20 protein-coding genes are annotated in these 26,338 nt (G+C 38.6%); 13 read left to right on the plus strand and 7 right to left on the minus strand.

Features of this window, described 5'->3' with window-relative positions; genetic code table 11:
• The first annotated feature begins 126 nt into the window (after positions 1-126).
• The 4 genes from gatB to FLEMA_RS71390 all read left to right on the plus strand — a co-directional run bounded on the left by gatB (position 127) and on the right by FLEMA_RS71390 (position 6,638).
• Positions 127-1,584, plus strand: a complete 1,458-nt coding sequence (gene gatB, locus FLEMA_RS71375; protein ID WP_044172463.1) for an Asp-tRNA(Asn)/Glu-tRNA(Gln) amidotransferase subunit GatB — start codon at positions 127-129, stop codon at positions 1,582-1,584.
• Positions 1,585-1,684: 100 nt separating this feature from the next.
• Positions 1,685-2,836, plus strand: coding sequence for a TlpA disulfide reductase family protein (locus FLEMA_RS71380; protein ID WP_044172465.1), 1,152 nt, complete (start codon positions 1,685-1,687; stop codon positions 2,834-2,836).
• Positions 2,837-2,965: 129 nt separating this feature from the next.
• On the plus strand, positions 2,966-3,766 hold the full coding sequence (gene proC / locus FLEMA_RS71385) for a pyrroline-5-carboxylate reductase (protein ID WP_044172467.1): 801 nt from the start codon (positions 2,966-2,968) through the stop codon (positions 3,764-3,766).
• 481 nt (positions 3,767-4,247) lie between these two features.
• The gene (locus tag FLEMA_RS71390; RefSeq protein WP_044172468.1) at positions 4,248-6,638 is read left to right on the plus strand and encodes a ribonuclease R family protein; all 2,391 of its coding nucleotides are present in this window, start codon (positions 4,248-4,250) and stop codon (positions 6,636-6,638) included.
• A 231-nt stretch (positions 6,639-6,869) separates the two neighbouring features.
• Here FLEMA_RS71390 and FLEMA_RS0135800 read toward each other — a convergent pair whose 3' ends face one another.
• Positions 6,870-7,382 carry a D-glycero-alpha-D-manno-heptose-1,7-bisphosphate 7-phosphatase gene (locus tag FLEMA_RS0135800; protein WP_026996549.1) on the minus strand — a complete coding sequence of 171 codons (513 nt, stop codon included), beginning with the start codon at positions 7,380-7,382 and terminating at the stop codon, positions 6,870-6,872.
• 240 nt (positions 7,383-7,622) lie between these two features.
• Complete coding sequence (locus FLEMA_RS0135810) at positions 7,623-8,066, minus strand: hypothetical protein (protein WP_026996550.1); 444 nt, start codon at positions 8,064-8,066, stop codon at positions 7,623-7,625.
• Positions 8,067-8,309: 243 nt separating this feature from the next.
• Between FLEMA_RS0135810 and FLEMA_RS71395 the strand changes: the two genes are divergently transcribed.
• From FLEMA_RS71395 to FLEMA_RS71415, 5 genes are all read left to right on the plus strand, one after another.
• Positions 8,310-9,974 carry an amidase gene (locus FLEMA_RS71395; RefSeq protein ID WP_044174925.1) on the plus strand — a complete coding sequence of 555 codons (1,665 nt, stop codon included), beginning with the start codon at positions 8,310-8,312 and terminating at the stop codon, positions 9,972-9,974.
• 55 nt (positions 9,975-10,029) lie between these two features.
• Complete coding sequence (locus FLEMA_RS71400) at positions 10,030-10,884, plus strand: Cif family virulence factor (RefSeq protein ID WP_044172470.1); 855 nt, start codon at positions 10,030-10,032, stop codon at positions 10,882-10,884.
• A 121-nt stretch (positions 10,885-11,005) separates the two neighbouring features.
• Positions 11,006-12,130 (plus strand): N-acetylglucosamine-6-phosphate deacetylase, encoded by a 1,125-nt coding sequence (gene nagA, locus FLEMA_RS71405; RefSeq protein ID WP_044174927.1) that lies wholly within the window; start codon positions 11,006-11,008, stop codon positions 12,128-12,130.
• Positions 12,131-12,196: 66 nt separating this feature from the next.
• Complete coding sequence (locus FLEMA_RS71410; RefSeq protein ID WP_044172472.1) at positions 12,197-13,342, plus strand: methionine aminotransferase; 1,146 nt, start codon at positions 12,197-12,199, stop codon at positions 13,340-13,342.
• A 10-nt stretch (positions 13,343-13,352) separates the two neighbouring features.
• A complete protein-coding gene (locus FLEMA_RS71415; protein ID WP_052354412.1) occupies positions 13,353-13,736 on the plus strand; it encodes a hypothetical protein in 384 nt (127 codons plus the stop codon).
• Between the two features lie 81 nt (positions 13,737-13,817).
• On the opposite strand, the gene FLEMA_RS0135955 is transcribed toward FLEMA_RS71415, so the two are convergent.
• On the minus strand, positions 13,818-15,302 hold the full coding sequence (locus FLEMA_RS0135955; RefSeq protein WP_026997891.1) for a GH3 auxin-responsive promoter family protein: 1,485 nt from the start codon (positions 15,300-15,302) through the stop codon (positions 13,818-13,820).
• A 104-nt stretch (positions 15,303-15,406) separates the two neighbouring features.
• Positions 15,407-15,979: a ribonuclease HII gene (rnhB, locus tag FLEMA_RS0135970; RefSeq protein WP_026996553.1), complete on the minus strand. Its 573-nt coding sequence runs from the start codon at positions 15,977-15,979 to the stop codon at positions 15,407-15,409.
• A gap of 325 nt (positions 15,980-16,304) precedes the next feature.
• Here rnhB and FLEMA_RS71420 point away from each other — a divergent pair, with 325 nt between their 5' ends.
• Entirely contained in the window at positions 16,305-18,785 is a 2,481-nt protein-coding gene (locus FLEMA_RS71420) for an OmpA family protein (protein ID WP_044172474.1), read from the plus strand.
• Positions 18,786-18,809: 24 nt separating this feature from the next.
• Here FLEMA_RS71420 and FLEMA_RS0136045 read toward each other — a convergent pair whose 3' ends face one another.
• Positions 18,810-19,511: an MIP/aquaporin family protein gene (locus tag FLEMA_RS0136045; RefSeq protein WP_026997892.1), complete on the minus strand. Its 702-nt coding sequence runs from the start codon at positions 19,509-19,511 to the stop codon at positions 18,810-18,812.
• Between the two features lie 284 nt (positions 19,512-19,795).
• On the opposite strand from FLEMA_RS0136045, the gene ruvB reads away from it, so the two are divergent.
• From ruvB to FLEMA_RS71435, 3 genes are all read left to right on the plus strand, one after another.
• Positions 19,796-20,821 carry a Holliday junction branch migration DNA helicase RuvB gene (ruvB, locus tag FLEMA_RS71425; protein WP_044172476.1) on the plus strand — a complete coding sequence of 342 codons (1,026 nt, stop codon included), beginning with the start codon at positions 19,796-19,798 and terminating at the stop codon, positions 20,819-20,821.
• A gap of 206 nt (positions 20,822-21,027) precedes the next feature.
• Positions 21,028-21,696 carry a hypothetical protein gene (locus tag FLEMA_RS71430; protein WP_144080131.1) on the plus strand — a complete coding sequence of 223 codons (669 nt, stop codon included), beginning with the start codon at positions 21,028-21,030 and terminating at the stop codon, positions 21,694-21,696.
• Positions 21,697-21,772: 76 nt separating this feature from the next.
• Positions 21,773-22,441 carry a porin family protein gene (locus FLEMA_RS71435; protein WP_081681346.1) on the plus strand — a complete coding sequence of 223 codons (669 nt, stop codon included), beginning with the start codon at positions 21,773-21,775 and terminating at the stop codon, positions 22,439-22,441.
• 271 nt (positions 22,442-22,712) lie between these two features.
• Here the strand turns inward: FLEMA_RS71435 and FLEMA_RS0136145 are convergent, their stop codons facing one another.
• Positions 22,713-24,050, minus strand: a complete 1,338-nt coding sequence (locus tag FLEMA_RS0136145) for a dihydroorotase (protein WP_026997893.1) — start codon at positions 24,048-24,050, stop codon at positions 22,713-22,715.
• Positions 24,051-24,134: 84 nt separating this feature from the next.
• Entirely contained in the window at positions 24,135-26,129 is a 1,995-nt protein-coding gene (locus FLEMA_RS0136155) for a CHU_0125 family OmpA-like outer membrane integrity protein (protein WP_081681347.1), read from the minus strand.
• Positions 26,130-26,338: the final 209 nt, after the last annotated feature.

A 26,338-nucleotide genomic window follows, 5' to 3' on the forward strand; every position in this document is an offset into this window, starting at 1 on the left:
CTTAGCTCAATGAACCCATTCCATCACAAGCTTTTTACTATCTTTGTGCTTCAATATGCAACGAGGCTCTTGGCTTGTTATTATTTTAACATTACCATGAATCCTACAAACTGAAACTTTTATTCTGTGAATCAAGAAATTAGAGACAAATACGAAGTCGTTATTGGCTTAGAAGTACATGCTCAGCTACAAACAGAGAGCAAAATTTTTGCAGCAGATTCAGCCTCTTTTGGAGCTGCTCCAAATACCCATATTTCCCCAATTACACTGGGGCATCCAGGCACCCTGCCCAAACTCAACAAGAAAGCCGTAGAATATGCTATCAAAATGGGATTGGCTGTTGGTTCTAGAATCTCAGAATATCAATATTTTGATAGAAAAAACTATTTTTACCCCGACCTCCCAAAAGGCTATCAAATTACCCAAGACAAAACGCCTATTTGTATCGGTGGGGGGTTAAAGGTAAAACTTTCTACTGGCGAAAAAGTGGTGCGCTTTCATCATATTCACCTTGAAGAGGACGCAGGAAAATCATTGCATACCGATAATTCGTCTGACAGCTTGATTGACTATAACCGTGCTGGTACTCCGTTGGTTGAGATGGTAACCGAACCCGAAATTAAATCGTCGGAGGAAGCTGCACAGTTTATGACCGAAGTACGAAAATTGGTACGCTATTTGAACATCTGTGATGGCAACATGGAAGAAGGTTCGTTGCGTTGCGACGTAAATATTTCGGTAATGCCTGTAGGTAGCAAAGTGTTTGGTACAAAAGTAGAGATTAAAAATATGAACTCTATTCGTTTTATCCAAAAAGCTATTGATTATGAGGTAGGTCGCCAAATTGAAGCGGTTGAAGCTGGTGAAAAAATCATTCAGGAAACCCGCAATTTTGACCCTGCTACTGGCCGTACATCGGGTATGCGTGAAAAAGAGTCAATGAACGACTACCGCTATTTTCCTGAACCCGACTTAGTGCCTTTGGTTATTTCAGAAGAACTACTAACATCGGTCAAAAATCAGATGCCTGCACTGCCTTGGGAGCTTTTCGAGAAGTTTACCAAACAGTACGGCTTACCCGACTACGATGCAGGGGTACTTACCGACAGCCGTGATATTGCCGAATATTTTGAAAGTACATGTAGTTTTTCAAAAAATTATAAAGCTATCTCTAACTGGATTATGGGTACAGTAAAGTCGTACTTAAACGACCATAATCTAAGCATAGCCGAGTTTAGCATTAGTCCCGAAAAACTGGCTCAGTTAATCACAATTATCGATGAAGGCAAAGTAAGTACCTCTACGGCAGCCCAACAGATTTTTCCTGAAATGCTTACCGATACCCAAAAAACACCTCTACAAATTGCTGAATCGAAGAATTTGATTCAACAAAGCAATACCGATACACTTCAGTCGTTAATTGATGAGGTTTTGGCAGCAAACCCAGCAAAAGTAAAAGAATACAAAAATGGTAAAAAAGGCTTACTAGGAATGTTTATGGGCGACATCATGAAAAAGTCGAAAGGCTCGGCCGACCCAAAAGTAACTACCAGTCTTTTACAAAAAACACTTGATTCGATCTAATATATTCAATCCCATATCAAGAGGCATCCATTAGGCAATACATCATTTTTATTTTGAATTGTTTAATAGATGCCTTTTTTATTTAACCACATTTCGTCGCATGAAAAACATCTTTTTAGGTACAGCTTGCCTTTTGTTGGGCATCAATACCATAGCTCAAACACCCCTAAAAAAGGTCGAAATAACAGGCAAAGTTCAAAATGTAGCTCCCGACAAAAAAGTGTATCTTCAGTCTATCAATGGCCGAGGTACAGCTATCAATATCGATTCGTCTACTGTAGATGCCAACAAAAACTTCAAATTCAACACGCCTATTCCAGAAGGTGGAGGGTATTACTTGGTCAATTTCTTTAACCTCGAACTGAGCCAGAAATTGCTGTTAATCTTGGAAGGTGGCGAAAAAGTAGATATCCTTGCCGACGGTATGGATACTCCACAGCAACGTGGTAAGTTTCAAATCAATAGCACCTCAAAAAACATCCAGTATTTCAACCAAATCATCAAAATCAACCAAGATTTACAAGCCAAGGTTGACAACTGGAATAAGCAAGTAGCCACTGCTACAGCCAAGAAAGACGAAGCTACGCTAAAAAAAATTCAAGCAGAATTTCAGACAGCACAAGATATCACTATCACAAAAATTAAAGCTTTGATTCCTGAAATGGGTACAGATTTGGTAGCACTTTGGACAACAGGTAATTTCCTAAACCCTGAATCTGATATGGATTTGATTGTGTCGGTTGCAGAACGTTTCAAAAAAGAGAAGCCCAACTCGCCCAACCCACATATTAAGTCGTTTTTGGAACAAGTAAAACGCATGAAGGGTATCGACATCGGTTCGGAAGCCCCCGAGATAGCCTTAAAAAACCCTCAAGATAGCCTCGTAACGTTATCGTCGCTAAGAGGTAAATATGTTCTTATCGACTTCTGGGCAAGCTGGTGTGGCCCTTGTCGCCGTGAAAACCCCAATATTGTTAGGATTTACAACCGCTTTAAAGCAAAAGGATTTGATATATTAGGTGTGAGCCTCGACCAAGAAAAAAATGCGTGGGTACGTGCCATCGAAAAAGATGGTTTGGTTTGGAATCAAGTATCAGACCTCCAATTCTGGAATTCGATTGCAGCCGTTGCCTATGGTGTACAGGCCGTTCCTGCCCAGTTTTTGCTCGACAAAGAAGGCAAAATTATTGCCAAATATGTAGGTAGCTCGGCTGATTTAGAGAAAAAACTTGAAGAAATTTTCAAAGACTAATCTTTGATTTTTAGCATAATACCTTTTCTTTTTGGTAGAAACCCAACCTGACAATATTTTCTAATACTGTCAGGTTTTTTATTGTAATTTTGTTGGGTAATCAATTTTGACCAAAAAACTAATTAAAAAATGAAAGTTGCAATTGTCGGTGCTGGAAATATGGGAATGGCTTTTGCTAAGTCGTTTATTCAATATGACTTAGTAAAAAAAGAAGATTTATTTCTGATTGAAAAAAACGCAGCAAGAGCAGAAGCCCTTCAACAAGAAAAAGCAGGCGTAGTAGTTGATACAATTTCACCTAAAATTGGGGATTACGATTTAGTGATTTTATCAGTAAAGCCTCAGGATTTTGCCTCGCTCCAAGAAGAACTCAAGGCCGTAATACAGCCAAAACAGGTTGTTTTGAGTATTATGGCGGGGATTTCTATCGAAAAGATTCAGGAGTCGCTCAATCACCGTTTGGTAGTACGTGCTATGCCCAACACACCAGCCCTACTAGGTATGGGAATGACCGCCTTTTCGGCAGCAGGCGATATTACCCTAAGCCAATTAAAAAAGGTTGAAAACCTTATTAACTCGACAGGTAGAGCAGTTTTCCTAGAAGATGAATCACTTTTGGATGCCGTAACGGCATTGAGTGGTAGTGGCCCTGCTTATTTTTTCTACCTAGTAAAAGCGATGATAGAAGCAGGAAAAGAAATGGGCTTTGAAGATTCTATGGCAGCTCTTTTGGTAAAACAAACTATGTTAGGTTCATTTCATTTAATCAATAATGCCGAAAAAAGCCTCGACGAATTGATCAAAGCTGTAGCCTCGAAAGGTGGTACTACCGAAGCCGCTTTGAAGAAATTTGAGGAAGGTCTTTTAGCTCAAAACTTAAAAGATGGTATTTTTGCGGCTCAAAAACGAGCTACTGAACTTTCAAAATAAAACCACAATACCCAAGCCTCAATTGTAGTATTTATGAAGTTATTTCGCTATTTTTCTCGAAGTTATAGATATTCAATTAATACATTTGCTTATTTTTAACATTATAATTCCACTCAGTTTGACCTATTAGATAAGCTGAGTGGAGTTTTTTACAAGCCATTCATCAACTTCCTATAACAACCTAAACTAGGTATTTTCTAAAGAAATTTAGATAAATAATTGTAAATCAATAAATTCCTCATGAAAAATAAGGAATTTTACACCATGAATTATTGTTATCAAGATAATCGGCCTATCTGAACTAATAACTTCCGTGAAAGTTTTTAGCATTTCATAGCTTACAATAGCAGTAAGGAATAAGATTTGTAGTAAATAATAAAGAGGTAAAATAAACCCACAAATCCCCTGAATGCGATTATAGACACATATATTTTTAACAAAACATCTTTTTACATGCTAGTAAAAAGGTATTTACACATCAATGACTAAACCCAAGCAGAGCAAAGAACAAAAATTTCGTGAAGGAGTTAAAGCTGAAATTTTAGCATTTTTCGAATTAAATGACGACCGTAGTTGGTCGCTCAACCAAGTACATAAAGCTTTCGCCATAAGAGACCGCAGTACAAAAGAACTATTCTCGACGCTTATTGAAGATTTGACCAAAGCAAAAAAACTTATCCGTCAAAAAGACGGCAGTTATACTATTGACCATGTTACCGAGTTTGTTACAGGAAAAGTAGACCATGTAAATGCTCGCTTTGCCTTTGTAGTAGTAGAAGGACGCAAAGACGATGTTTGGATTGCCGTAAAAGACCTCAATGGAGCTGTAGATGGCGACATTGTAAAGGTGTTGGTGGCCGCAGGCCGCAAAAAAGACTCGGATCGTGCCGAAGGTGAGGTTGTAGAGATTATTCAGCGTGGTAGAGAAGAATTAGTAGGTACTATAGAAATATTGCCTAACTATGCCTTTGTAACCCCCGACTCCAAACGCATATACCAAGACATTTTTATTCCTCGCGAATACATCAAAGATGTATTTCAAGGCGATAAAGTGATTGTAAAAATCACTAAATGGGCTACTGGCGAACGCAAAATGGAAGGTATCATTAAAGAGGTACTCGGCAAAGCTGGTGAGAACAATACCGAAATGCACGCTATTTTAGCAGAATTTGGCTTGCCATATCATTTTCCTGAGGTAATCAATGCTGAAGCCGATGGTATTTCTGAACGTATTCCCAATGCCGAAATTGCCAAAAGAAGAGACATGCGGAAGGTTACGACCTTCACTATCGACCCTATCGATGCCAAAGATTTTGATGATGCCCTCAGCTTTGAAAGCTTAGAAAATGGTAACTACGAAATCGGTGTACACATTGCCGACGTAACTCACTACGTAAAAACAGACTCACTACTTGAACAAGAAGCTCTTAAACGTGCCACATCGGTATATTTAGTCGACCGAGTAGTGCCTATGCTTCCCGAAAAGCTATCGAATGGCTTGTGTTCCTTACGGCCTAACGAAGATAAACTAACATTTTCGGCGATTTTTGAAATAAGCCCAGAAGGAAAAATCAAAAAAGAGTGGTTTGGTAGAACTATCATTCACTCCGACAAAAGGTTCTCGTACGAAGAAGCTCAGGAGGTTCTTGACCTATCCAAACCTGTAGAACAGCCCTCTGTTGAAAATACCACAGAAGAAGTTGTTGCTGAAAAACCAAAACGTGGCCGTAAGAAAAAAGAAGAGACCTCTGAAAATACTGTCTTTTTAGCCCCATATCAAAGCGAGCTTACGATTTTGAATAATTTAGCTCATATTCTTAGAGATGAACGCTTTGCCAATGGAGCTGTAAATTTTGAAACAGTTGAGGTAAAATTCCAACTAGATGAAAATGGTAAGCCTTTGGGTATTTACCAAAAAGTGAGAAAGGATGCTCACAAGCTAATTGAAGAGTTTATGCTATTGGCCAATAAGCGTGTGGCCGAATATGTTTATAAATTACGTAAATCAGAGCCTAAAAATACCATGGTGTATCGTGTTCACGAAGCACCAGACCCCGAAAAGCTACGTTCGTTTTCTACCTTTGCCAAAAAATTTGGTTATACCGTAGATACCGACGTAACCAAAATCAGTGGCTCTTTTAATCAATTGATGGCTGGTGTAGAAGGAAAACCCGAACAAAATATCTTGGAAAGCTTGGCTGTTCGTACTATGTCGAAAGCTAAATATAGTACCGACCCAATCGGACACTTTGGCTTGGCATTCCCATTTTATTCGCACTTTACCTCGCCAATACGCCGATACCCCGATATGATGGCTCATAGAATGCTTCAACACTATTTGGATGGTGGCGAACCCCTAGAAAGAGCCCCTTGGGAGGCACGTTGTAAACACAGCTCTGAAATGGAAAAACTTGCTAGCGAGGCCGAACGTGCTTCTATCAAGTACAAGCAAGTAGAATATATGAGCTTGATGGAAGAGAAAAAAGTATGGGATGGTATTATTTCGGGTGTAACCGAATTTGGTTTGTTTGTCGAAATAACCGAAACAGCTTCTGAAGGACTCGTTAGAATGGTTGACCTAACCGACGATTTCTACGACTTTGACCGAGAAAACTTCCGAATCGTTGGCCAACGCAATGGCAAAGTATTTACTTTTGGCGATGCCGTTCAAGTGCGTGTCAAAGAATGCAACTTGGCTCGCCGAAGTATGGATCTAGAATTGGTAGGTATGACCGAAGAACGTGGCCGTAAAAAAGCTTTTGATAGAAACTCTTCTCGACATAGGTCGAAGGGTGAAGCCAAAGGCAGCAGAAGACCATCGGGTGAAAAAGATAAAAAACGCTCGAATAACAAAGATAGAAAACGCAAATAATTGCTAAAAAAAACTCCACGAGTGTATTATACACTTGTGGAGTTTTAAGTTTGTATAGCCTCTTGTTTTAGAATATCCCTCTCTCCATCCATTCCTAACCTTTGGTGATATACTTGAACATAATCGTAAAAGCTAAAGGGTGTAAATGTCACACCGTATCAAATATAAAGTATACCCCATATCACTCAGGCCTATAGCCTGATGATATTTTGCAAACTTGCTATTCATTTATCATACAGGAACAATCACTTCGCTTGCACCTAACAAAGAACCCGTTGTTATTTCAGAAAAAGACTCTTCAGGTTTTTCGGTAATATGAATAGTTTTTACGCCTACCCTTTGTCCAGCTTTAATGTCTCGATGAGCATCACCAATCATCCATGACTGATTAGGGTCTATTTTATATTTGGCCATAGCTTTTTCAATCATCAGCGAGCCAGGCTTGCGAGTCAACGATGCCGAATTAAAGTTTTCGTGATGAGGGCAAAAGTAAATATCGTCTAACAAATTACCACATTGTTCTTGAAAATAATTGTGACAATTCAGCACGTCTTCACGCGTATATATTCCTTTGGCAATACCCGACTGATTAGTAATAACAATCAAAAGGTATCCTGCGGCTTTCATTCTTTGTAAGGCTTCAATTGTTCCCTCAGGAATAATCAAATCTTCGATGCGATAGACATAGTCAACCCTATCTACATTTAACACACCGTCTCTATCTAAAAAAATGCACTTATTCATATCTTCACAAAGTTAATCAGTTTTATATAAAATGGTTGAATGGTGATAGTCCAAAAAATAGTATCAAATCCTAATATTTGTTAAAATATAACTTTATAAATATTTTTTTTAATAAAAAAAGCAAAAACTACGCATAAATCAAATTTTTCCTGAAGCCTTTTAAGATAAATTAGCAAATGGCAATAAAAAAAAGACCTACCGATAGATTTCGATAGGTCAATTCTTTACGATTTGGGGTATTTATTGAGCTAATCTTTCCCAAGGAATACCTGCCAAAATTAGCACTAATCCGATTCCAAAGAAAACAAGTGCATTTTTATGTCTTTTAGCATCTACGATTTCTCTCTTATTTTTAGAATGTCCAATAGTAATTAATACCAAAGCAATAAGCATTATTACTACGTGTTCTACGGCAATCTTGCGATAAACAGGATTTCCCATTACTTCTTTCATTCCTAATGAAAATGCTTGCACACCAAATGGGCTAGTCACAAAATACAAAACCAAGCCGATTAGTAATTGTGTATGGCAAGAAATCATAAAAAATAAGCCCAATTTACGGTCGCCTTCCGTAAAAGCAGCTTTAGAAGAAATACCAATAGCGGCTTTAACCAAAGCAACAACGCCCAATAATAATACTAACCAACGAAGGTATGAGTGTACACTAACAAGAATGTCGTTCATAATTTTAGTTTTTTTGTTTGACAAATAGCAACAAGTGGTGCTATGGTTTAAATTCTTTTTCAAAGATAAGCAACAATGAAATCGTACAATGTGTAATTTTATAAAAATGTGTGTTATTTATTTTGTTTTTAATAGCCATGAATATGTTGTTTAGCTAAAAACGAGCTATTCTACCACTAATAGATACCTTTTCTTATAAATTTAAGACAATCTATCTTTATGTATCATCCTACCAGAAGTCTTATGAAAAAGCGTTACGTTTTACCGTTGATGTGTTTAGGGAGTATGTTACTAGGTGGTTTTATAACCAAAATACTAGAGAACCCTCCCCTTTCTGTGGCTATCATTAAAAATGCTGAACAATTGATTGGTCTCGATTTCTCTCAAGCCGAAGCCGATTCTATGCTCAACGACCTAACCGATAATCGACAAGGCTTTCAAGAAATACGCAAAATAAAGCTCGACAATGATGTTGCTCCTGCTTTATTTTTTAATCCATTGCCTATTGGCTTTTCTTTTTCAAAAGAAATATCTCGGTTTGCAGCCTCTAAAGTTCTGATAACACTTCCCAAAAATAAAGCTGATTTGGCTTTTATGAGTGTTCGTGAACTGGCAGAACTTATCAAAACCAAACAAATCACTTCGGTAGAACTTACGAAGTTTTTTATAGAACGTCTCAAAAAATATAATACTCAATTAGCCTGTGTAATTACTATTACCGAAGACCTAGCACTACAACAAGCCCAAAAAGCCGACCAAGAAATGGCTAAGGGTATTTATAAAGGTTTGTTACACGGTATTCCGTACGGAGCAAAAGATTTATTAGCTAAAAAAGGTTATAAAACTACATGGGGCTCTGTACCTTACCAAAACCAAGTACTCGATTATGACGCTACTGTAATTACTAGGCTCGAACAGGCAGGAGCAGTACTATGTGCAAAACTTACCTTAGGAGAACTGGCCTGGGGCGACGTTTGGTTTGGCGGTACAACCAAAAATCCCTGGAATTTGAAACGAGGTTCATCTGGCTCATCGGCTGGTTCGGCATCATCTGTGGCGGCGGGTTTATTACCCTTTGCCATAGGCTCCGAAACACTTGGGTCGATTGTCTCGCCATCTTCTGAATGCGGAACTACAGGCCTTCGTCCAACCTTTGGGCGTGTGCCTCGTACAGGAGCAATGGCCTTGAGCTGGTCGATGGATAAACTTGGGCCAATTTGCCGAACAGTCGAAGACTGTGCCATTGTTTTTAATACCATCAAAGGAACAGACGGAAAGGATTTAAGTATTATTGATGCTCCGTTTAGTTTTGATGCCAATCGCAAAAGCCTCAAAGGCTTGAAAATTGCTTACCTAAAACAAGATTTTGAGCGAAATTATCCTACCAAAGCACAAGATTCGCTAACACTGCTAACTTTACGCAAATTAGGGGCAACTCTTATTCCGCTAAAATTACCCAAATATCCTGTTAGCGATATGACCATTATCCTGAATGCCGAAGCCGCCGCCGCTTTTGACGAGCTTACGCTTTCGGGCAAAGACGACCTTATGGTACGTCAAATCAAGAACGCTTGGCCTAACTCTTTTAGGGCATCAAGGTTTATTCCTGCCGTAGAATATTTACAAGCCAATAGGCTCAGAACACGCTTAATTCAAGAAATGGAGAATAAACTCAAAGGCATCGACGTTTATTTAGCTCCAGCCTTTGGTGGCAGCAACTTAACATTGACCAACTTGACAGGACATCCTTGTGTAGTATTACCCAATGGGTTCCGAGCCGAAGGTCGTCCAACAAGTATTACTTTTATGGGTAAGCTATTTGGAGAAGGGAAGCTATTGGAAGTAGCCAAAATCTATCAAGACGCTACTATTTTTCATAAGCAACACCCCGACTGGTTAAAACAATAATAACCCTCAATTGGCTTGGAAAAAGCGTATCGTATTTTATCAAGCTATATTCCTAATGAAAAAAAGCAATTTCACCATTCTAGCACTTTGCTCGCTTACTTTTCAAGAACCTCAGCAAAAAGAGGCTTTAAAAGGTATGATTTTAGCCGAAAAAGCATTTGCACAAACGTCTATTGATAAAAATACGCAAACGGCATTTTTAACTTTCCTCGCCCCCGAAGCGGTTGTATTTGAGAAAGGCATGCCTATCAATGGCCTTTCCAAATGGAAATCCATTGACTATAAAGGTGTATTAAAATGGCAACCTAATTGGGCAGGAATGGCCATTTCGGCAGATATGGGCTATTCGATCGGTAATTGGCAGGCTTACCCTTCCAAGGAAGCTACTCAGGCTAGTGCTAGTGGCAGTTTTATTTCGCTCTGGAAAAAACAACCTACAGGCGACTGGAGGGTATTGGCCGATATTGGGGTAGTGTACCCCAGCAAACCTTCCGATAAGTTGGAAGAACGGTATTCGACCTTTAAGCCTCTTGATATTAAAAACCTAACAACCCAAACCGAGCGTTTTGCCTTTATGAAAGACCATTTTTATTGGAAAAATACCAAAACAGCTCTTAATCCTTTCGAGCCTCATTTGTCGGAAAAAGTTATTATTTTTAGAAATAATACCCAGCCCCTCATAGGCAAAACGTTAAGTAATACTTTTTTACAAAAGAATTTTGACAAAAACCTTATTTATACGGGTCTCAAAACACTTGTATCTAATGCTGGTGACATGGCCTGTATTTACGGTACAATCTCAGGAAAAAACAAAGCTGGCAAAGTAGTAGTAGGTAGCTATTTGAGAATCTGGCAACAAGAAGCCAAAGATATTTGGAAAATTGTCGTTGATGTAGAAACAACAGAATAATCATGTATAACAAATTACTGTTTTAGTCCTTATTTTATGCTTTTCTTGCTAGAATCATTTCATACCGAGAAATACAATTTTCTCTTTGAGTTTGTTTCATGCTTCAAAAATCTATTTTGCTATGTACGCACTAAAAAATTGTCAAATCTTTACTTCTGAAAAAGTATTGACCAATCATTCTATTGTTATTAATGGAGACCAGATTGCAACTATTATTCCTAGCCACGAAGTTCCAGAACATATCAATACCGTAGACCTAAAAGGGTTAAGTATAGCACCTTCCTTTATTGATATTCAAATTTATGGTGGTGGTGGCAGCCTTTTCAACTCGCATACCACACCCGAAACTATCGAAAACACATATCAAGAGATTCGCCGAGGGGGTACTACACATTTCCAAATAACACTATCGTCAACACCACTCGAAAAAATCCTTGAAGCTATTGATATTTCAAAGCAATATTTGGATCGGGGTGGCAAAGGGTTGGTAGGCTTACACATTGAGGGGCCTTTTTTTAGTTTCCCCAAAAAAGGGGCTCATGTGGCCGAATTTATTAGAAAACCTAGTATCGACGAATTAAAAACGATTATTCAGGCTTGTAAAGGCTTACCTACTTATATGACGATTGCTCCTGAAGAGTTTACAGAAGAGCAATTAGACCTCCTTTTAAAAAGCCATATCATTTTATCGGCAGGCCATAGCTCGGCTACTTATCAGCAAGCTACACAAGCCTTTGGCAAAGGTGTCAAACGAGTTACGCATTTATTCAATGCCATGTCACAATTACAGAGTCGTGAACCAGGGCTTTTAGGGGCAACTTACGATTCGGATGTATGGGCTAGTATTATTCCCGATGGGGTGCATGTTGATTATGCTTCGGTTCGTATTTCTAAAAAAATCATGGGCAAACGCCTATTCATGATAACCGATGCTGTTACAGAAGATACATCGGGCGACTATAAGTTTGTCCATGCTGGCGACCGCTACACCGACCTCAACGGTACGCTGTCGGGTTCGGCACTTACGATGATTCAAGGAGTAAAAAACTGTTATTTGAAAGTGGGTATTTCGTTAGAGGAATCGCTACGTATGGCCTCAACCTACCCTGCCGAAGTACTCAATATCAATCATCTAACGGGTAAGCTAGAAGATGGCTATTTGGCTAATATGGTTATTTTCGATGAAAATTTGGCCGTACAAGGAATCATCGAATCAGGACATTTAGAATGGTTTTTGGATATTTAAGTAAAACAATGGGATTGTTGACTCTCCTTGTGTATTTTGCAACAATATTTTTGCGTCATCATTTCAATGCACATAGAATCTAAACAACCCCATATTGGCACAACCATTTTTACGGTTATGTCGAAGTTAGCTGCCGACCACGGAGCATTAAACCTATCACAAGGATTTCCTAATTTCGATGGTTCTCCTAAGCTAATCGAGCTAGTGTCGTACTATCTCCAAAAAGGAATGAATCAGTATGCTCCGCTGTCGGGCGTACAGGCTCTCCGAGAAATTATTGCTCAAAAAACAGCCGATATTTATGGAGTCAACTACCATCCAGATAGCGAAATAACAGTTGTATCGGGTGCTACCGAAGCCCTTTATGCTGCCATTACAGCAATCGTTCATCAAGGCGACGAAGTGATTTTGCTTGAGCCTAATTACGATTCCTACGAACCTGCCATACGCCTTAATGGCGGTGTGCCTGTGTATGTAACACTTGTTCCCGAAAATAATTATCAGATAGATTGGCAGATAGTAAAATCAAAAGTTACCGAAAAAACTAAATTGATTATGCTTAATACACCGCATAATCCAACGGGAACGGTTTTGAAACAACAAGATTTAACGGCACTGGCCGAGATCGTAAAAGACACCAATATTTTCATCATCAGCGACGAGGTTTATGAACATATCATTTTTGATGGAAAAGAACATTGGTCGCCAATTCGCAATACTATTTTACAAGAACGTACTTTTGTCTGTGGTTCATTCGGAAAAACTTTTCATGTAACAGGCTGGAAAGTAGGCTATTGCCTAGCCCCAAAGGCCCTAACAGAAGAGTTCAGAAAGGTACATCAGTGGCTTACTTTTTCAACAGTAACTCCTATTCAATACGCTTTGGCCGATTTCCTCAAAGAACCTGATAACTATTTATCGATTCCTGCGTTTTATCAGCAAAAGCGAGATAAATTTATATCATGTATTAGCAATGCTCGTTTTTCATTTACGCCAGCTCAGGGGAGTTTCTTTCAATGTGTCAATTACAGTGCTATTACCGACGAAAATGATTTGGCACTGGCTCAAAGACTTACCAAAGAAATTGGCGTAGCGAGCATTCCTGTTTCTGTTTTTTATCATCAAAAAAACGATTTTAAAATATTAAGATTTTGTTTTGCCAAAGATGACCAAACCTTGGAAAAAGCAGGGGAGCGACTTTCAAAATTATAATAACAAAACCATGATTAAGAAATTACTTGTGTTACTGATGGCCCTAACAGGGCTAGCGTCTTGTACCAAACAACCTAAACTTGATGGTATTGATTTGGAGAAATGGCGTGAAGATAGAGGTGGCTGCTCTGGACAAAGAGCCGCCATGAAAGATCAAATCAAAGCCTTGAAAGAGGAACTCAAAGGCGTTAGTGCCAACGATATGGATGATTATTTGGGCAAGCCAGATATTCAGCAGTTAGCCGATAGAAATCAGAAATATTATATTTATTTTCTTGAAAAAGGAGTTCACTGCGAAGACAAAACCAAGAAATCAGACGCTGAGTCGTTGGGAATTAGATTTAGTGCTATGGGTATGGCTACCGAAATTACCTTTCAGAAAGGTACGCCCTAATACCACAAAAGCATTTTTATCAAAAAGGGTTACAATCGATGATTCATTGTAACCCTTTTTGATTATTGCTTAAACTGCTTATTAAATTACATCAGCAATATTTCTATCGTTCGACAAGCGAGGTACTTTGTTTTGCCCCCCTAATTTACCCTGTGATTTCATATAGTCAATAAAAGCATTGGGAGGAAGCGACCTTATTTTGAGCTTCTGCAAGATATTACCAGTTATCAAATCATCATAATAGACATTCAGTTCAGTTAGTTTTTTGTCTAAGTCACTAATAAAGGCTTGCATATTGTTTGGTTCTTTAGCAAATTCAACAAGCCATTCATGATAAGGTAAACCACCTTCGGCAGGTGTAACTTGTGGTGCAACTGTAAACTCAACCACCTCTACTTCAGGATGTTGCTGCATAGCATATTGCATGGCTTTTTCTACTTCTTCGCCAATAACATGCTCGCCAAATGCAGAAATAAAGTGTTTGATACGACCCGACACCACTATTCTGAATGGATTTAGCGACACAAATTTTACGGTATCACCAATTGAATACCCCCAAAGCCCCGCATTGGTATTCATCACCAAAGCATAATTAACGCCCAACTCAACCTCTCCGATGTGCAACCTACGAGGATTAGGTTTGAAATAGTCTTCGGCAGGAATAAATTCATAAAAAACACCAGAGTTGAGCAACAACAACAACCCTTCTGCTTTTTGTGAATCCTGATAAGCAATGAATCCTTCAGAGGCAGGATAAGTTTCGATAGAATCTATTTTTTTACCAATAGATTCACTAAGTTTTGCCCTGTAGGGTTCAAAGTTTACACCTCCATAAACAAATACCGAAAAGTCGGGAAAAACATCCTTGATTTTTTTACCTGTCCGAGCCTGAATTCGGTCAAAATACATTTGTACCCAAGGTGGAATTCCCGAAATCAAGGACATATTTTCGGGCAAAGTTTCATCTATAATTTTATCGAGTTTACTTTCCCAATCGTCCATACAATTGGTTTCATAACTTGGCAATTGATTACTTCTAAGATAACCCGGTACGTGATGATTGACAATTCCTGAAAGGCGACCAATATGAATCCCGTGTTTTTGTGTCATTTCGGGCGACCCCGACAAGAAAATGAGCTTTTTGTCCAAAAAACCAGCATTTCCAGTTTCATACACATAGCTCAACAAAGCATCTCTAGCTCCATTGATATGATACCCAATAGATTCTTTTGAAATAGGAATATACTTAACCCCCGAGGTAGTCCCCGACGTTTTGGCAAAATACAGCGGCTTACCTTTCCACAAAATATCCTCCTCGCCAGCCACAACTTTCTCGACATAGCTTTTTAGCCCTTCATAATCTCGAATAGGAACGGCATTTTTAAAAGACACATAATCAGTAATATTACTAAAATGGTGGTCTTTACCAAAAAGCGTATTTGCAGCTGATTCAACCAAAGATTTCATCAGATTGAGTTGTGTTTCAACGGCATTGGTTTCCCACTTTTTGCGTTGGTTTATCACGTATGCGGCGAAAGGCTTTGCCAAAAAGGCTCTTATTCCCATAATATTTTTAATGATTTGAAATACATCCAGTTGAGTTTAACAAGCTCAGAAGGCTTTGGGAAAACCCCTTGTTGAATCCTTCTTGAAGCCAAAACTTTGTCAATTTACATTCTAAAACTCATTCGGTGCAAGGGCGTTGTACCAAATTCTTGAATAGCTTTTCGGTGTTTTGGGGTTGGATACCCCGCATTTTGTTCCCAACCGTACTGAGGGTATTCCAAGGCATACTGCTCCATAAGGTCGTCGCGGTGCGTTTTAGCCAAAATAGAAGCAGCTGCAATATTCAAAAACTTGGCATCGCCTTTGACAATACAAGTATGAGGAATAAGCGGATAATTAGGAAAACGATTGCCATCTATGAGCAAATGTTCGGGGCGAATAGCGAGCTGATCTACCGCCAAGTGCATAGCTTTCATACTGGCTTTCAGTATATTAATAACATCAATTTCCCAATTTGACACCTCGGCTACAGCCCAAGCAAGGGCATCTTTTTTGATGTCTTCTCGCAAAATAATTCTTTGTTTTTTACTCAATTGCTTAGAATCATTAAGAAGCTCGTGTGTATAATACTTTGGCAATATTACTGCCGATGCCACTACAGGCCCAGCCAAACATCCACGCCCAGCTTCGTCGAGTCCTGCTTCAATAAGCGTTTCATTATAAAAACTTTTTAACATAAATTTTATATTTGTATTCATGACAAAGTTAAGAGCAATAAATTGGTTTGATATTTGTAATGAATAAAGAATACCCTAATAAAAACCATATTCTTTTACAAAAACCAATTTTGGAAAGTACAAGGATGATTTCAGATGATATTTTCGTCATAGAAACTACCAGAGATTCCCTTAATCATATAAGAAAAATACAATTAACCCTTGGCATGATTTATGCTTTAAATTCACCTGAGAATTTAGTTGTTAGCTCATAAAATTGACAAAATAGTAGCATCAATTTGATGAAGATTTCTGGCTAAAATTTCAAATTTAAGAAATTTAGACAATGCCTAAGATAAAAAAAATTGGAATCACATTCATTCTGACCGCTATTTTATGTGTACCAATAGTAGCTCAGACCAACAACTCCTTACTCAAAGATGCTATCCGCCATTTTGAGCTATCGAGCTTTGTTACTGCCATACCCAAATTTGAACAAGTTCTTCAAAAGGATTCTGCTCAACTCTCTTCTTCCGAACGATTTGCTACATTATTACAACTAGCATATAGTTATAAACAGGTGCAAAATATGCCCAAAGCCGAATCAACGTATCGGCAAGCTTTGGATATTCCTGTATCGGTATCGGGCGACCAACTCAAATCATATCTTTATTTTGCCCAAGTATTGGTCAATAATAACAAATACAAAGAGGCTCAAGAATGGTTTGATAAGTACAATACACTCAGCTCTACTCTTAGCGAAAGCACCATAAGTTCTCGCACCAATCTAGCCAACGATGTTAGTGCTTTGTATAATACCAATGCCAAATACTTGGTCGAATATCTTAGCTTTAATACCAACAAGCCAGAGTTTAGCCCGATGTATTATAAAAATGGCCTCGTATTCTGTTCTGGAAAAGGCTCAGGTAGTGGCCTTACAGGCAACAAAGGGTATTTGGATTTATACTACCTCAGCGATTTGGCACAGTTATCGGGGATTTCAGAAGACGAATTGGATGTCAAGAAAACCCCAAAAACAACCTCCAATACTGGAGATAAAAGGTTAGGAAAAGACTTTTATACCCGTTTTACAGCCAATGATTCAAAAACATTGAATTTTTTCGATATTCCTTCTACTGAAACAGTTACTGTAACTCCCAAAGGTAAAATTGCAGAATCCGAAGTTTTTAGCAAAACTCTCAATACAAAATTTCATGAAGGGCCTGCTACTTTTAGTAGCGATTTTTCAAAAATTATCTTTACCCGAAACAATTATAACGACGGCGAACAAGGTAAAAGTGAAGATAACGTAACAAAGCTAAAACTCTATATAGCTAATTTTGAAAATGGGGGTTGGGGCGAAGCTCAAGAATTACCATTCAATAGCGACGACTTTTCGACAGCTCACCCTGCTTGGTCAAAAGATGGGAAATATTTATACTTTGCCTCTGACCGCAAAGGAGGATTTGGCGGTATGGACATCTGGGTGGTCGAATACAATAATGGCAAATGGGGAAACCCCGTTAACCTTGGCAAAGATATTAATACAAAAGGAACAGAAGTATTCCCTTTTGTTGATGATCGTGGCAATCTGTATTATTCATCCGACGGCCTCAAAGGACAAGGAGGCTTAGATATTTTTTGGGTAGAAACCCAAAATGGTTTGGCCACCAAAAAGCCTTTTAATATCGGCGAACCATTCAATTCTGTCAACGATGATTTTGGTATTATTACCGATACAGAAAGAAAAACAGGCTATTTCAGCAGCGATAGACGACGCGGCGAGGATGATGATATTTATCGCTTTAGCCGACAAACATCGTTGTACTCTTGCCGAGAGATGACCGTTAGTGTTTATGACAGCGAAACAAAAACTGCTATTGCCAATGCCAACATAGAACTAGAAATTAAAGGTGGAACTAATGAAAAATACCAATCTGATGATTTGGGAACGGTAAAGTTTTGTATTGGCCGAGATTTGGACTATGTTATTGGTATCAAAAAAGAAGGTTATACCTCCAACTATTTAGGGTATTCAAGTAAAGGCGAAGCCGACAATGCTCCTTCTCGCCTAGAAATACCTTTAATGCGACTTGTTATGACCGAACCTATTTCCGAAAAACCTATCAAGGCAGATACCATCACCCCTACTAAGCCTAGCATACCAACAGTCGGTAAATCCGATAAAAGCTCGCTATTGAAGGGGGTTATAAAAACCGAAATTGAGAAAATCCCGATAGAAGGTGTTTTGGTAACATTTAGAAATGAATGTAACAATACCACACAGCAAGTAGTAACAGGAGCCGACGGGGTCTATGCTTTTGAAATGGAAGACGGATGTGACTATACATTGGAGGTTTCAAAAGACGGATACGGCAAGAAAGTCAACAAAATTACCAAAGTAGCCAAGAAAGGAAAAAACAGTGAAATTTCTCAAGACTTAGGCTTGTTTAAAGAAGGAGATGTTATTACTATGGATAATATCTATTACGACAAAGGTAGTGCCAAAATCAGAAAAGATGCTGCTCGTGAGTTAGACAAATTAGCAGCTACCTTAATGAAAAACCCAACGATGGTTATCGAAATAGGCTCACATACCGATAGCCGAGGCGATGCTCAGGTAAACCTCAACTTATCTACTCGCCGAGCTCAAACAGCTGTAGATTATATTGCTAGCAAGGGAATTGAAAGAAATAGAATGTTGGCAAAAGGATATGGCGAAACAGCCTTGGTAAACGAATGTGCCGACGGCGTAAGTTGTACCGAGCTAGAACATCAAAAAAATAGAAGAACTACCGTAAAGTTTATTAAAGCAAAAGTAGAATAGAGAGCAAATTGCTCTCTATTCTACTTATATATAGGCAATAATTAGTCCGCCAATAATAGCCCCCACCACAGGCCCCACCACAGGAACCCAAGCATATCCCCAGTCGGAAGTTCCTTTCCCTTCGATAGGCAACAAAGCGTGTGCAATACGAGGCCCTAAGTCTCTGGCAGGGTTAATAGCATAACCCGTTGTACCTCCAAGCGACAACCCTATGGCCCATACCAATAAGCCCACAGCATACGGCCCTAGCTGGTTGGGTATACTTGGTAATGCCCCAAGTGCAATGATAAATAGAACTGTAGCAAGTAGTTCGCTCAGAATGTTTGCTACGAGGTTTCGGATAGCAGGTGCTGTCGAAAAACAAGCTAATTTTAGCCCTTTGTCTTCTGTATGTGTCCAATGTGGCAAATAATGTAGCCAAACCAATGTTGCACCAAGAATTGCTCCTGCAATTTGAGCAACAATAAAATAAAGGGCATTTGCCCAATCGCCTGTTTTGGTAGCCATAGCTACAGTTACGGCAGGATTCAAATGGGCAGCAGGACTACCAAAGGCTGTCGAAACAAAAATGCTAATAGTTACAGCCATAGCCCATCCTGTGGCAATAACCATCCAGCCAGCTCCCTCTCCTTTCGAGCCTTTCAATAATACATTGGCGACCACACCATTGCCTAAATATACTAATACTGCAGTACCGATTAATTCGCCTAAGATAGCCGATTGCATAGTTGTTTGGTTTTGATAAAGGTTTCTTATTCTTTCCAAATTAAAGTACCAATTAATGCCATACAGCTCCTTGTTTATTGTGTATCGAGGCTATACTTAATATTTTAATATTGTTTAGAATATTTTGCACAAATTAAAGAAAAAACTTTTACCATTCTTAGTTTTTTAAAGACAATTCGCTGGTATTTGGTAAGACATTACCAACAAAGTTGAAAAAGATGTATTTTTGAGTTAAAACCATTTGAAGACCATTTTTCACTAACCTAGTGAAATCAAGATATATCATGCGAGAAGATTATTTAAAAGGGAATAAAGAAAACCTATCTCCTGTCGAGAAAGAAATAGAACGTGCGTTACGCCCCTTATCGTTCGACGATTTTGCGGGGCAAGATAAAGTATTGGACAACCTCAAGGTATTTGTTAAGGCTGCTAAACAACGAGAAGAAGCCCTCGATCATGTGCTATTACACGGCCCTCCAGGTTTGGGAAAAACAACTTTATCTAATATTGTAGCCAATGAGCTTGAGGCTAATATCAAGATTACCTCTGGGCCAGTATTAGACAAACCTTCTGATTTGGCTGGATTGCTTACCAATCTTCAGCCTTTCGATGTACTATTTATTGATGAAATTCACCGTCTTAACCCTATTGTTGAAGAGTATCTATATTCTGCTATGGAGGACTATAAGATAGATATTTTGCTAGATTCGGGGCCCAATGCTCGAAGTGTACAAATTTCACTCAATCCCTTTACCTTAATCGGAGCTACCACACGAGCAGGATTACTAACTGCCCCTTTGCGTGCTCGTTTTGGTATCAATGCTCGCTTAGAATACTACGATGCCAAATTATTGACTTCTATTGTACAGCGTTCGTGTCAAATACTTGGTACGCCTATTGACAACGAAGGTGCATACGAAATAGCTCGAAGAAGTAGAGGCACACCTCGTATTGCTAATAACCTACTCAGACGAACCCGCGACTTTGCCCAAGTAAAAGGCAATGGCCGTATTACCGTAGCAATAGCTGAAATGGCTTTGCAGGCTCTGGATGTAGACCAAAATGGATTGGATGAAATGGATAATAGAATATTGAGTACTATTATCGAAAAATTCAAAGGTGGACCTGTTGGGTTATCAACTATTGCAACTGCTTGTGGAGAAGAAGCCGAAACAATCGAAGAGGTTTATGAGCCTTTTTTGATTCAAGAAGGCTTTTTGAAACGAACTTCACGTGGACGAGAAGCAACCGAAAAAGCCTATATCCATCTGGGAGTTGTTCCCAAATATCGTACAGGAGAACTATTTTAAACAATATTTTTTGTCTTCAAAACCTTGATATATACCAATCATATCAAGGTTTTTTGCTTTAAAAAGCTTTGTCAAACGTCCCTAAAGCCCCTTATCATTGTCAAATACCACAAAAACTTGTCTGATACCCCATTCATTTGTAGGTATCTAGGTCATGGTATACTTTTGTTTCAAGCTTTTATCAAACAAATAATAAAAACATGATTATGAAGACAATCCTAAGCGGTGCATTATTCATCCACATCTTATCGGGTTTTTTAGCCTTAATTGTTGGCTTAGTAGCTATGATAGCAAAAAAAGGAGGAAAAACACATGTCATTTGGGGCAAAGTATATTATTATGCTATGATGAGTGTAGCAATCACAGCTCTTATTCGGTTTCAGATGGAAGTACGCTTAATATTTTTGGGGTGTATTGCCATTTTTAGTTTTTATAACACCTTTACAGGCGTTAGGCTTATCCGTATGAAAAGGGGTATCCAGCCTACGGCACTAGACTGGACAGGAGCTATCATTGCTCTTTTAGGAGCATTAGTAATGTTAGGTTTTGGAATTTGGGCATTTAGCAAAGGAATTACCTTCTACTTTGTATTATTTTTTGTATTTGGTGCATTCTCAATGGCACTTGCAGTACAAGACTTATTGGTTTTTATAGGAAAAAAGAAGGTAGAAAATATCCATTGGCTACTCAATCACATTAGCAGAATGGGAGGCTCGTATATTGCTACGGTAACAGCTTTTTTGGTTGTTAACAACCATGAGGTTTTACCTCCGCTAGTAGCTTGGCTAGCTCCAGGTGCAATTGGAGGGGCTATAATTGCCAGAACAAGAGCCTATTACAAGCAAAAAATGACCTTAAAATTAAAAAATAATTAGTTTTATTTTTTGGTTTGGTAGTTATAAACGTTAGATTTTATCTTTACCGCATCTCTAACTTATATCATCTACCTATATGCGTTATTCATTTACCTTATTATTTCTACTCACGTCTATTTGTGGCTTTTCTCAATTCCAAAAAAGCAGGAATATCTTTAGAATGGGATTGCGAAATACTACAATACAAGGCACTAGCATGATTCAAGGCAATATGCAGGTAAAGCCTGTCTTTGATTGTGGTTATGGCCATAACTATCCTATTAGCAATAAGGTTAGTTTTCAGCCTGAGATTCATTATAGTGTACGAGGTTTTGCCAAAAAATTACCTCATAGCGATTCTACATATTATAAAACAACCACAGGAATCCACTACTTAGATTTTTCGCCTAACTTTTCATTGACGATAGGCCCATCAGGGGTGGGCCGCAATCCCTTACATATATGGGGTGGGCCATATATTGGGTATGGCCTCTGGGGAGGTTTTCATACCAAAGGTCAATATCTTAATCAAGAAACGGGCTTGGCCGATAGTACAGTTACTACATCTGAGAGTGCCTTCAATAAGGTTAAAAGACTAGACTTTGGAATAAATGCAGGGATAGGCATTCAGTTTGACAGGTTTACCCATTTTGGAATCACTTGTAGTCAAGGCTTAGTAGACATATCGAAAAATAGTTCATCTCAGCCTTGGAAAACCTTTACACTCGGTTTTTATTTGACCTTCATTTTTGACGATATGTTTTAATGGCAGAAACATGAGTCGTCCCAAATTTTGAGTAATGTTAAAAGCGACTTCCTATTTGTGTTTGTTGGGATTCATCAGGTCGTTAAGAGAATATTGAAGAGGCTTAACAATTGCTCAAATGATAGGAATTTAGTGGATATTCATAAAAAAGGCGTTCGGAAAACAATTTCCGAACGCCTTTTTTATGATCAGAATTACACATCTTTAGCCGCAAAGCATCTTCAAAAGTAATCACTCATTCACTAAATTTGGGATGCCTCATGTTTCTTTTCTATCTTTCAAACAATACCCTTTGTCCTGTTTTACTTTCATCAAAAGAACCATTTTCAAAAGCTAAATGCCCCGAAACAAGCGTATGTGTGATTGTGGAATGAAGCGTTTGGCCTTCTAGTGGAGACCAGCCACATTGATAATAAATATTGTCTTTGCTAACGGTAGTTTGTTCACCCAAATCAACAACCACCAAATCAGCCCAATAACCTTCACGAATATATCCTCTTTTTGAGATTTGGAAACAATCTGCAACAGCATGCGACATCTTCTCGGCTATTTTCTCTAGCGAAATTTTACCTTCTTTATAAAACTCCAACATCAATTGAAGCGGATGCTGAACCAAAGGTAATCCCGACGGAGCCGACCAATAAGGGTTTTGTTTTTCTTCCCAAGTATGTGGAGCGTGGTCGGTAGCAATTACATCTATGCGGTCATCTAATAAAGCTGCCAATAATTGTTGTTTATGCCCATCAGCTTTTACGGCAGGATTACACTTAATTTGGTTTCCTAGCGTTTCATAGTCACGAGCATCAAACCAAAGGTGATGCACACAAACCTCGGACGTAATTTTTTTATCTTTTAGAGGGACATCATTGCTAAACAAATGTGTTTCGTCGCCAGTCGTAATATGCAAAATATGCAAACGGGCATCATGTTTTTTGGCAAGTTCAATTGCCATAGACGATGATTTAATACATGCCTCTACATTTCTGATTTCGGGATGAACCCTTGGATGAGGGTTATCGCCATATTTTTCTTTATACAAAGCCGTATTAGCCCTTACGGTGGCTTCGTCTTCGCAGTGCGTTGCTATTAATGTTGGGCTATTCGAGAAGATATTTTCTAATGTTTTCTCGTTATCCACCAACATATTTCCTGTTGAAGACCCCATAAAAACTTTTATACCACAAACATTTTGGATATTTGTTTTTAAAACTTCTTCAATGTTGTCGTTAGAAGCTCCCATATAAAATGAATAATTGGCCAGCGATGTTCTTGCTGCAATATCATATTTATCTTGAAGAAGTTCTTGGGTAAGGGCATTCGGCACGGTATTAGGCATTTCCATAAAGGTAGTTACCCCACCAGCTACGCCAGCACGAGCCTCTGAATAAATACAAGCCTTATGAGTAAGTCCTGGTTCACGAAAATGAACTTGGTCGTCAATTACCCCTGGAAATATATATTTGCCAGTGGCATCAATAGTTTTATCAGCAACAATTCCTGAAAGATTAGGACCGATTTTTTCGATAATACCGTCTTTGACAAATATATCGTTAGCCTGAATGTTGCCTTCGTTGACAACCTGTGCATTAATAAGAAGAATTGAACTCATTGGAGTAAAAAAATTAAGGAGTTACGAGTGTTGAGCAAAATTACCCAATCCTCATAACTCCTTCTAATTTATTGTTGCTAAAATTTATTTTACCTCCAATACTTTAAATTCTGTTCTACGGTTCATTTGGTGTTCTTCTTCTGTACAATTCACATTGTCGGCACATTGATTCACCAATTGCGATTCGCCATAACCTTTAGCCACAATTCTGGTACGGGCTATTCCTTTCGAGATAATGTACTCTACCGCCGAGTCTGCACGTCTTTGAGATAGCTTTTGGTTATAATCAGCAGTTGCCCTAGAGTCGGTATGTGAGCCAAGCTCTAGCTTGATATTGGGATTATCTGTCAAAATCTGAACAATTTTATCCAATTCTACGGCTGCATCATTTCTGATATTCGCTTTGTCTAAATCATAATAAATAGGAGCAATTTGGAATAGTTTGGTAATTTCTTTTCCTACCTCTGGTTTATCTAATTGAATATTAACATAAAAAGTAGTATCTGTTTCAGCTTTCGTTAATTTTTCCAAAGCGATTTCTCGCCCAAGCATACTAAAAGGCTCTCTTTTAATAAAATAGCCTTTCTTTTCTGTTACCAGTGTATATGACTTACCTGTTTCTACTTTTACTCTATTAAAACTGCCATCGGCCTTTGTAAATACCTCCTCAATGGCCTGCTGGCTATCATTATCCAAAATAGCTACCTTCACCGAATCCAAAGGCTGACCTTTAACATCGGTAATTAAGCCTGAAAGGTAATAGCGAATCGTTTTTTTGGCAGGGTCTTTTTTGGCAAGTACTGGTGGCTCTTCTTGGAATTTCTTGCCGGGCTGAGTGTTTTCGTAATAATAAATATCATCGTCGCCTTTGCCACCATCTCGGTTAGAGGCAAAATACCCTTTGGTAGAATCAACAGCCACTAGGCCAAAATCATCAAAACGGGAGTTGAGTGGAATACCCAGATGCTCAACATTAATTTCTCCATTTTTGCGAGTAGCTACATATAAATCTAAGCCCCCCAAACCTGCATGACCATCTGAGGCAAAATAAAGTTTTCCATCTGCCGAAATATAAGGGAACATTTCGTCGCCAGCCGTATTAATATCCGACCCCATATTGATAGCCCTTCCAAATCTTCCAGCATTATCGATATTGGCTCTGTACAAATCTAAACCACCTTTTCCTCCAGTACGGTTTGAGCTAAAATACAAGGTACGGCCATCGCTCGAAAAAGCTGGGCAACCATCCCAAGCCAACGAATCAGATACCGAAATTAGTTCTGGTTCAGACCACTGTCCATCAATTTGTTTTGAAATATACAAGTCTACATCGGGCGACTGATCAGAACGCTTGCCAGTATTGCCTCGGGCAAATACCATTGTACGGCCATCTTTCGTAAAAGCAGGTGTACCCTCATTGGCATTGTCTTTGAAAATACTTGGGCTAAAAAGAGCAGGCGTTGCTACCTCTGTTGGGCTATTGATTGATGCCTTATAAAGCCCCAAATACGGCAAACCATTGTTTTTGTAGGTTAGTTCTTTACGAGAAGCCGTAAAAAGCAAATCATTTCCTAAGAGAATTGGAGCAAACTCTGTCCCCTGAGTATTAATATTAACGGGCTTAATCTCTATATAGGTTTTTTTATTGGCCAATGCCAATACCTCTGGCAGTAAATCTATTTCGGATTGGGCTTTGTTTTTGAATTCTTTACTTGGCACCCCCGAAAGGTACTTCTCTAAATTTTGTGCAGCTTCTTCATACTTACCTTGAGCCTTTTGTGTATAAGCCAGATGAAAACGCAAGTCGTTTTCACGACTCCCTGCCGCAAGTGCTTTTTCATAAAATTCACCTGCCAACAAAGAACGATTTGATAAACGAAAGGATTCTGCAATCAGATAGGCTGATTTGGCAGGCTCATAATTGGCGGTAGCAGCTTTTTTAAACTCCTTAATAGCCAACTCATATTCTCCATTATCAAACTTTTTCTGACCTTTTTTAAAAGACTGAAGAGCAGAATTACAGCTTTCCAACAACAAAATGGTGGATAGTAGGAATATCGTAGTACGCAGTTTTTGCATAAGGAAATGGATTTTTTTCACAAGTTAGGCAGTTTAGCCATTTTATAAACGAATATAACCCGAAAATGATTGTGTTAATTCATCAGACTAATATTTAACGCACTAATAATGAACAAAATAGCCTTTGAAAAAAAAGCAAAAAATTGTACTTTAAAAAGTAGCTAAATATTATGAAAAATATTGTACCTTTGCACCCCTAGTTTAGTGAT

Origin of the sequence: Flectobacillus major DSM 103 (genome assembly GCF_000427405.1) — a bacterium.
GTDB lineage: Bacteria > Bacteroidota > Bacteroidia > Cytophagales > Spirosomataceae > Flectobacillus > Flectobacillus major.

Bases quoted from the DNA above. Each gene is read 5' to 3' on its own strand.
- FLEMA_RS0136145 (WP_026997893.1), bottom strand. From the start codon at position 24,050: ATGAGTTCAATTCTTCTTATTAATGCACAGGTTGTCAACGAAGGCAAC.
- FLEMA_RS71400 (WP_044172470.1), top strand. From the start codon at position 10,030: ATGAAAAAAAGCAATTTCACCATTCTAGCACTTTGCTCGCTTACTTTT.
- FLEMA_RS71420 (WP_044172474.1), top strand. From the start codon at position 16,305: ATGCCTAAGATAAAAAAAATTGGAATCACATTCATTCTGACCGCTATT.
- proC (WP_044172467.1), top strand. From the start codon at position 2,966: ATGAAAGTTGCAATTGTCGGTGCTGGAAATATGGGAATGGCTTTTGCT.
- FLEMA_RS0135810 (WP_026996550.1), bottom strand. From the start codon at position 8,066: ATGAACGACATTCTTGTTAGTGTACACTCATACCTTCGTTGGTTAGTA.
- FLEMA_RS71430 (WP_144080131.1), top strand. From the start codon at position 21,028: ATGAAGACAATCCTAAGCGGTGCATTATTCATCCACATCTTATCGGGT.
- FLEMA_RS71435 (WP_081681346.1), top strand. From the start codon at position 21,773: ATGCGTTATTCATTTACCTTATTATTTCTACTCACGTCTATTTGTGGC.
- rnhB (WP_026996553.1), bottom strand. From the start codon at position 15,979: ATGTTAAAAAGTTTTTATAATGAAACGCTTATTGAAGCAGGACTCGAC.
- ruvB (WP_044172476.1), top strand. From the start codon at position 19,796: ATGCGAGAAGATTATTTAAAAGGGAATAAAGAAAACCTATCTCCTGTC.
- FLEMA_RS71415 (WP_052354412.1), top strand. From the start codon at position 13,353: ATGATTAAGAAATTACTTGTGTTACTGATGGCCCTAACAGGGCTAGCG.
- FLEMA_RS71380 (WP_044172465.1), top strand. From the start codon at position 1,685: ATGAAAAACATCTTTTTAGGTACAGCTTGCCTTTTGTTGGGCATCAAT.
- FLEMA_RS0136155 (WP_081681347.1), bottom strand. From the start codon at position 26,129: ATGCAAAAACTGCGTACTACGATATTCCTACTATCCACCATTTTGTTG.
- FLEMA_RS0135955 (WP_026997891.1), bottom strand. From the start codon at position 15,302: ATGGGAATAAGAGCCTTTTTGGCAAAGCCTTTCGCCGCATACGTGATA.
- nagA (WP_044174927.1), top strand. From the start codon at position 11,006: ATGTACGCACTAAAAAATTGTCAAATCTTTACTTCTGAAAAAGTATTG.
- FLEMA_RS71395 (WP_044174925.1), top strand. From the start codon at position 8,310: ATGAAAAAGCGTTACGTTTTACCGTTGATGTGTTTAGGGAGTATGTTA.
- FLEMA_RS71390 (WP_044172468.1), top strand. From the start codon at position 4,248: ATGACTAAACCCAAGCAGAGCAAAGAACAAAAATTTCGTGAAGGAGTT.
- FLEMA_RS0136045 (WP_026997892.1), bottom strand. From the start codon at position 19,511: ATGCAATCGGCTATCTTAGGCGAATTAATCGGTACTGCAGTATTAGTA.
- FLEMA_RS71410 (WP_044172472.1), top strand. From the start codon at position 12,197: ATGCACATAGAATCTAAACAACCCCATATTGGCACAACCATTTTTACG.
- FLEMA_RS0135800 (WP_026996549.1), bottom strand. From the start codon at position 7,382: ATGAATAAGTGCATTTTTTTAGATAGAGACGGTGTGTTAAATGTAGAT.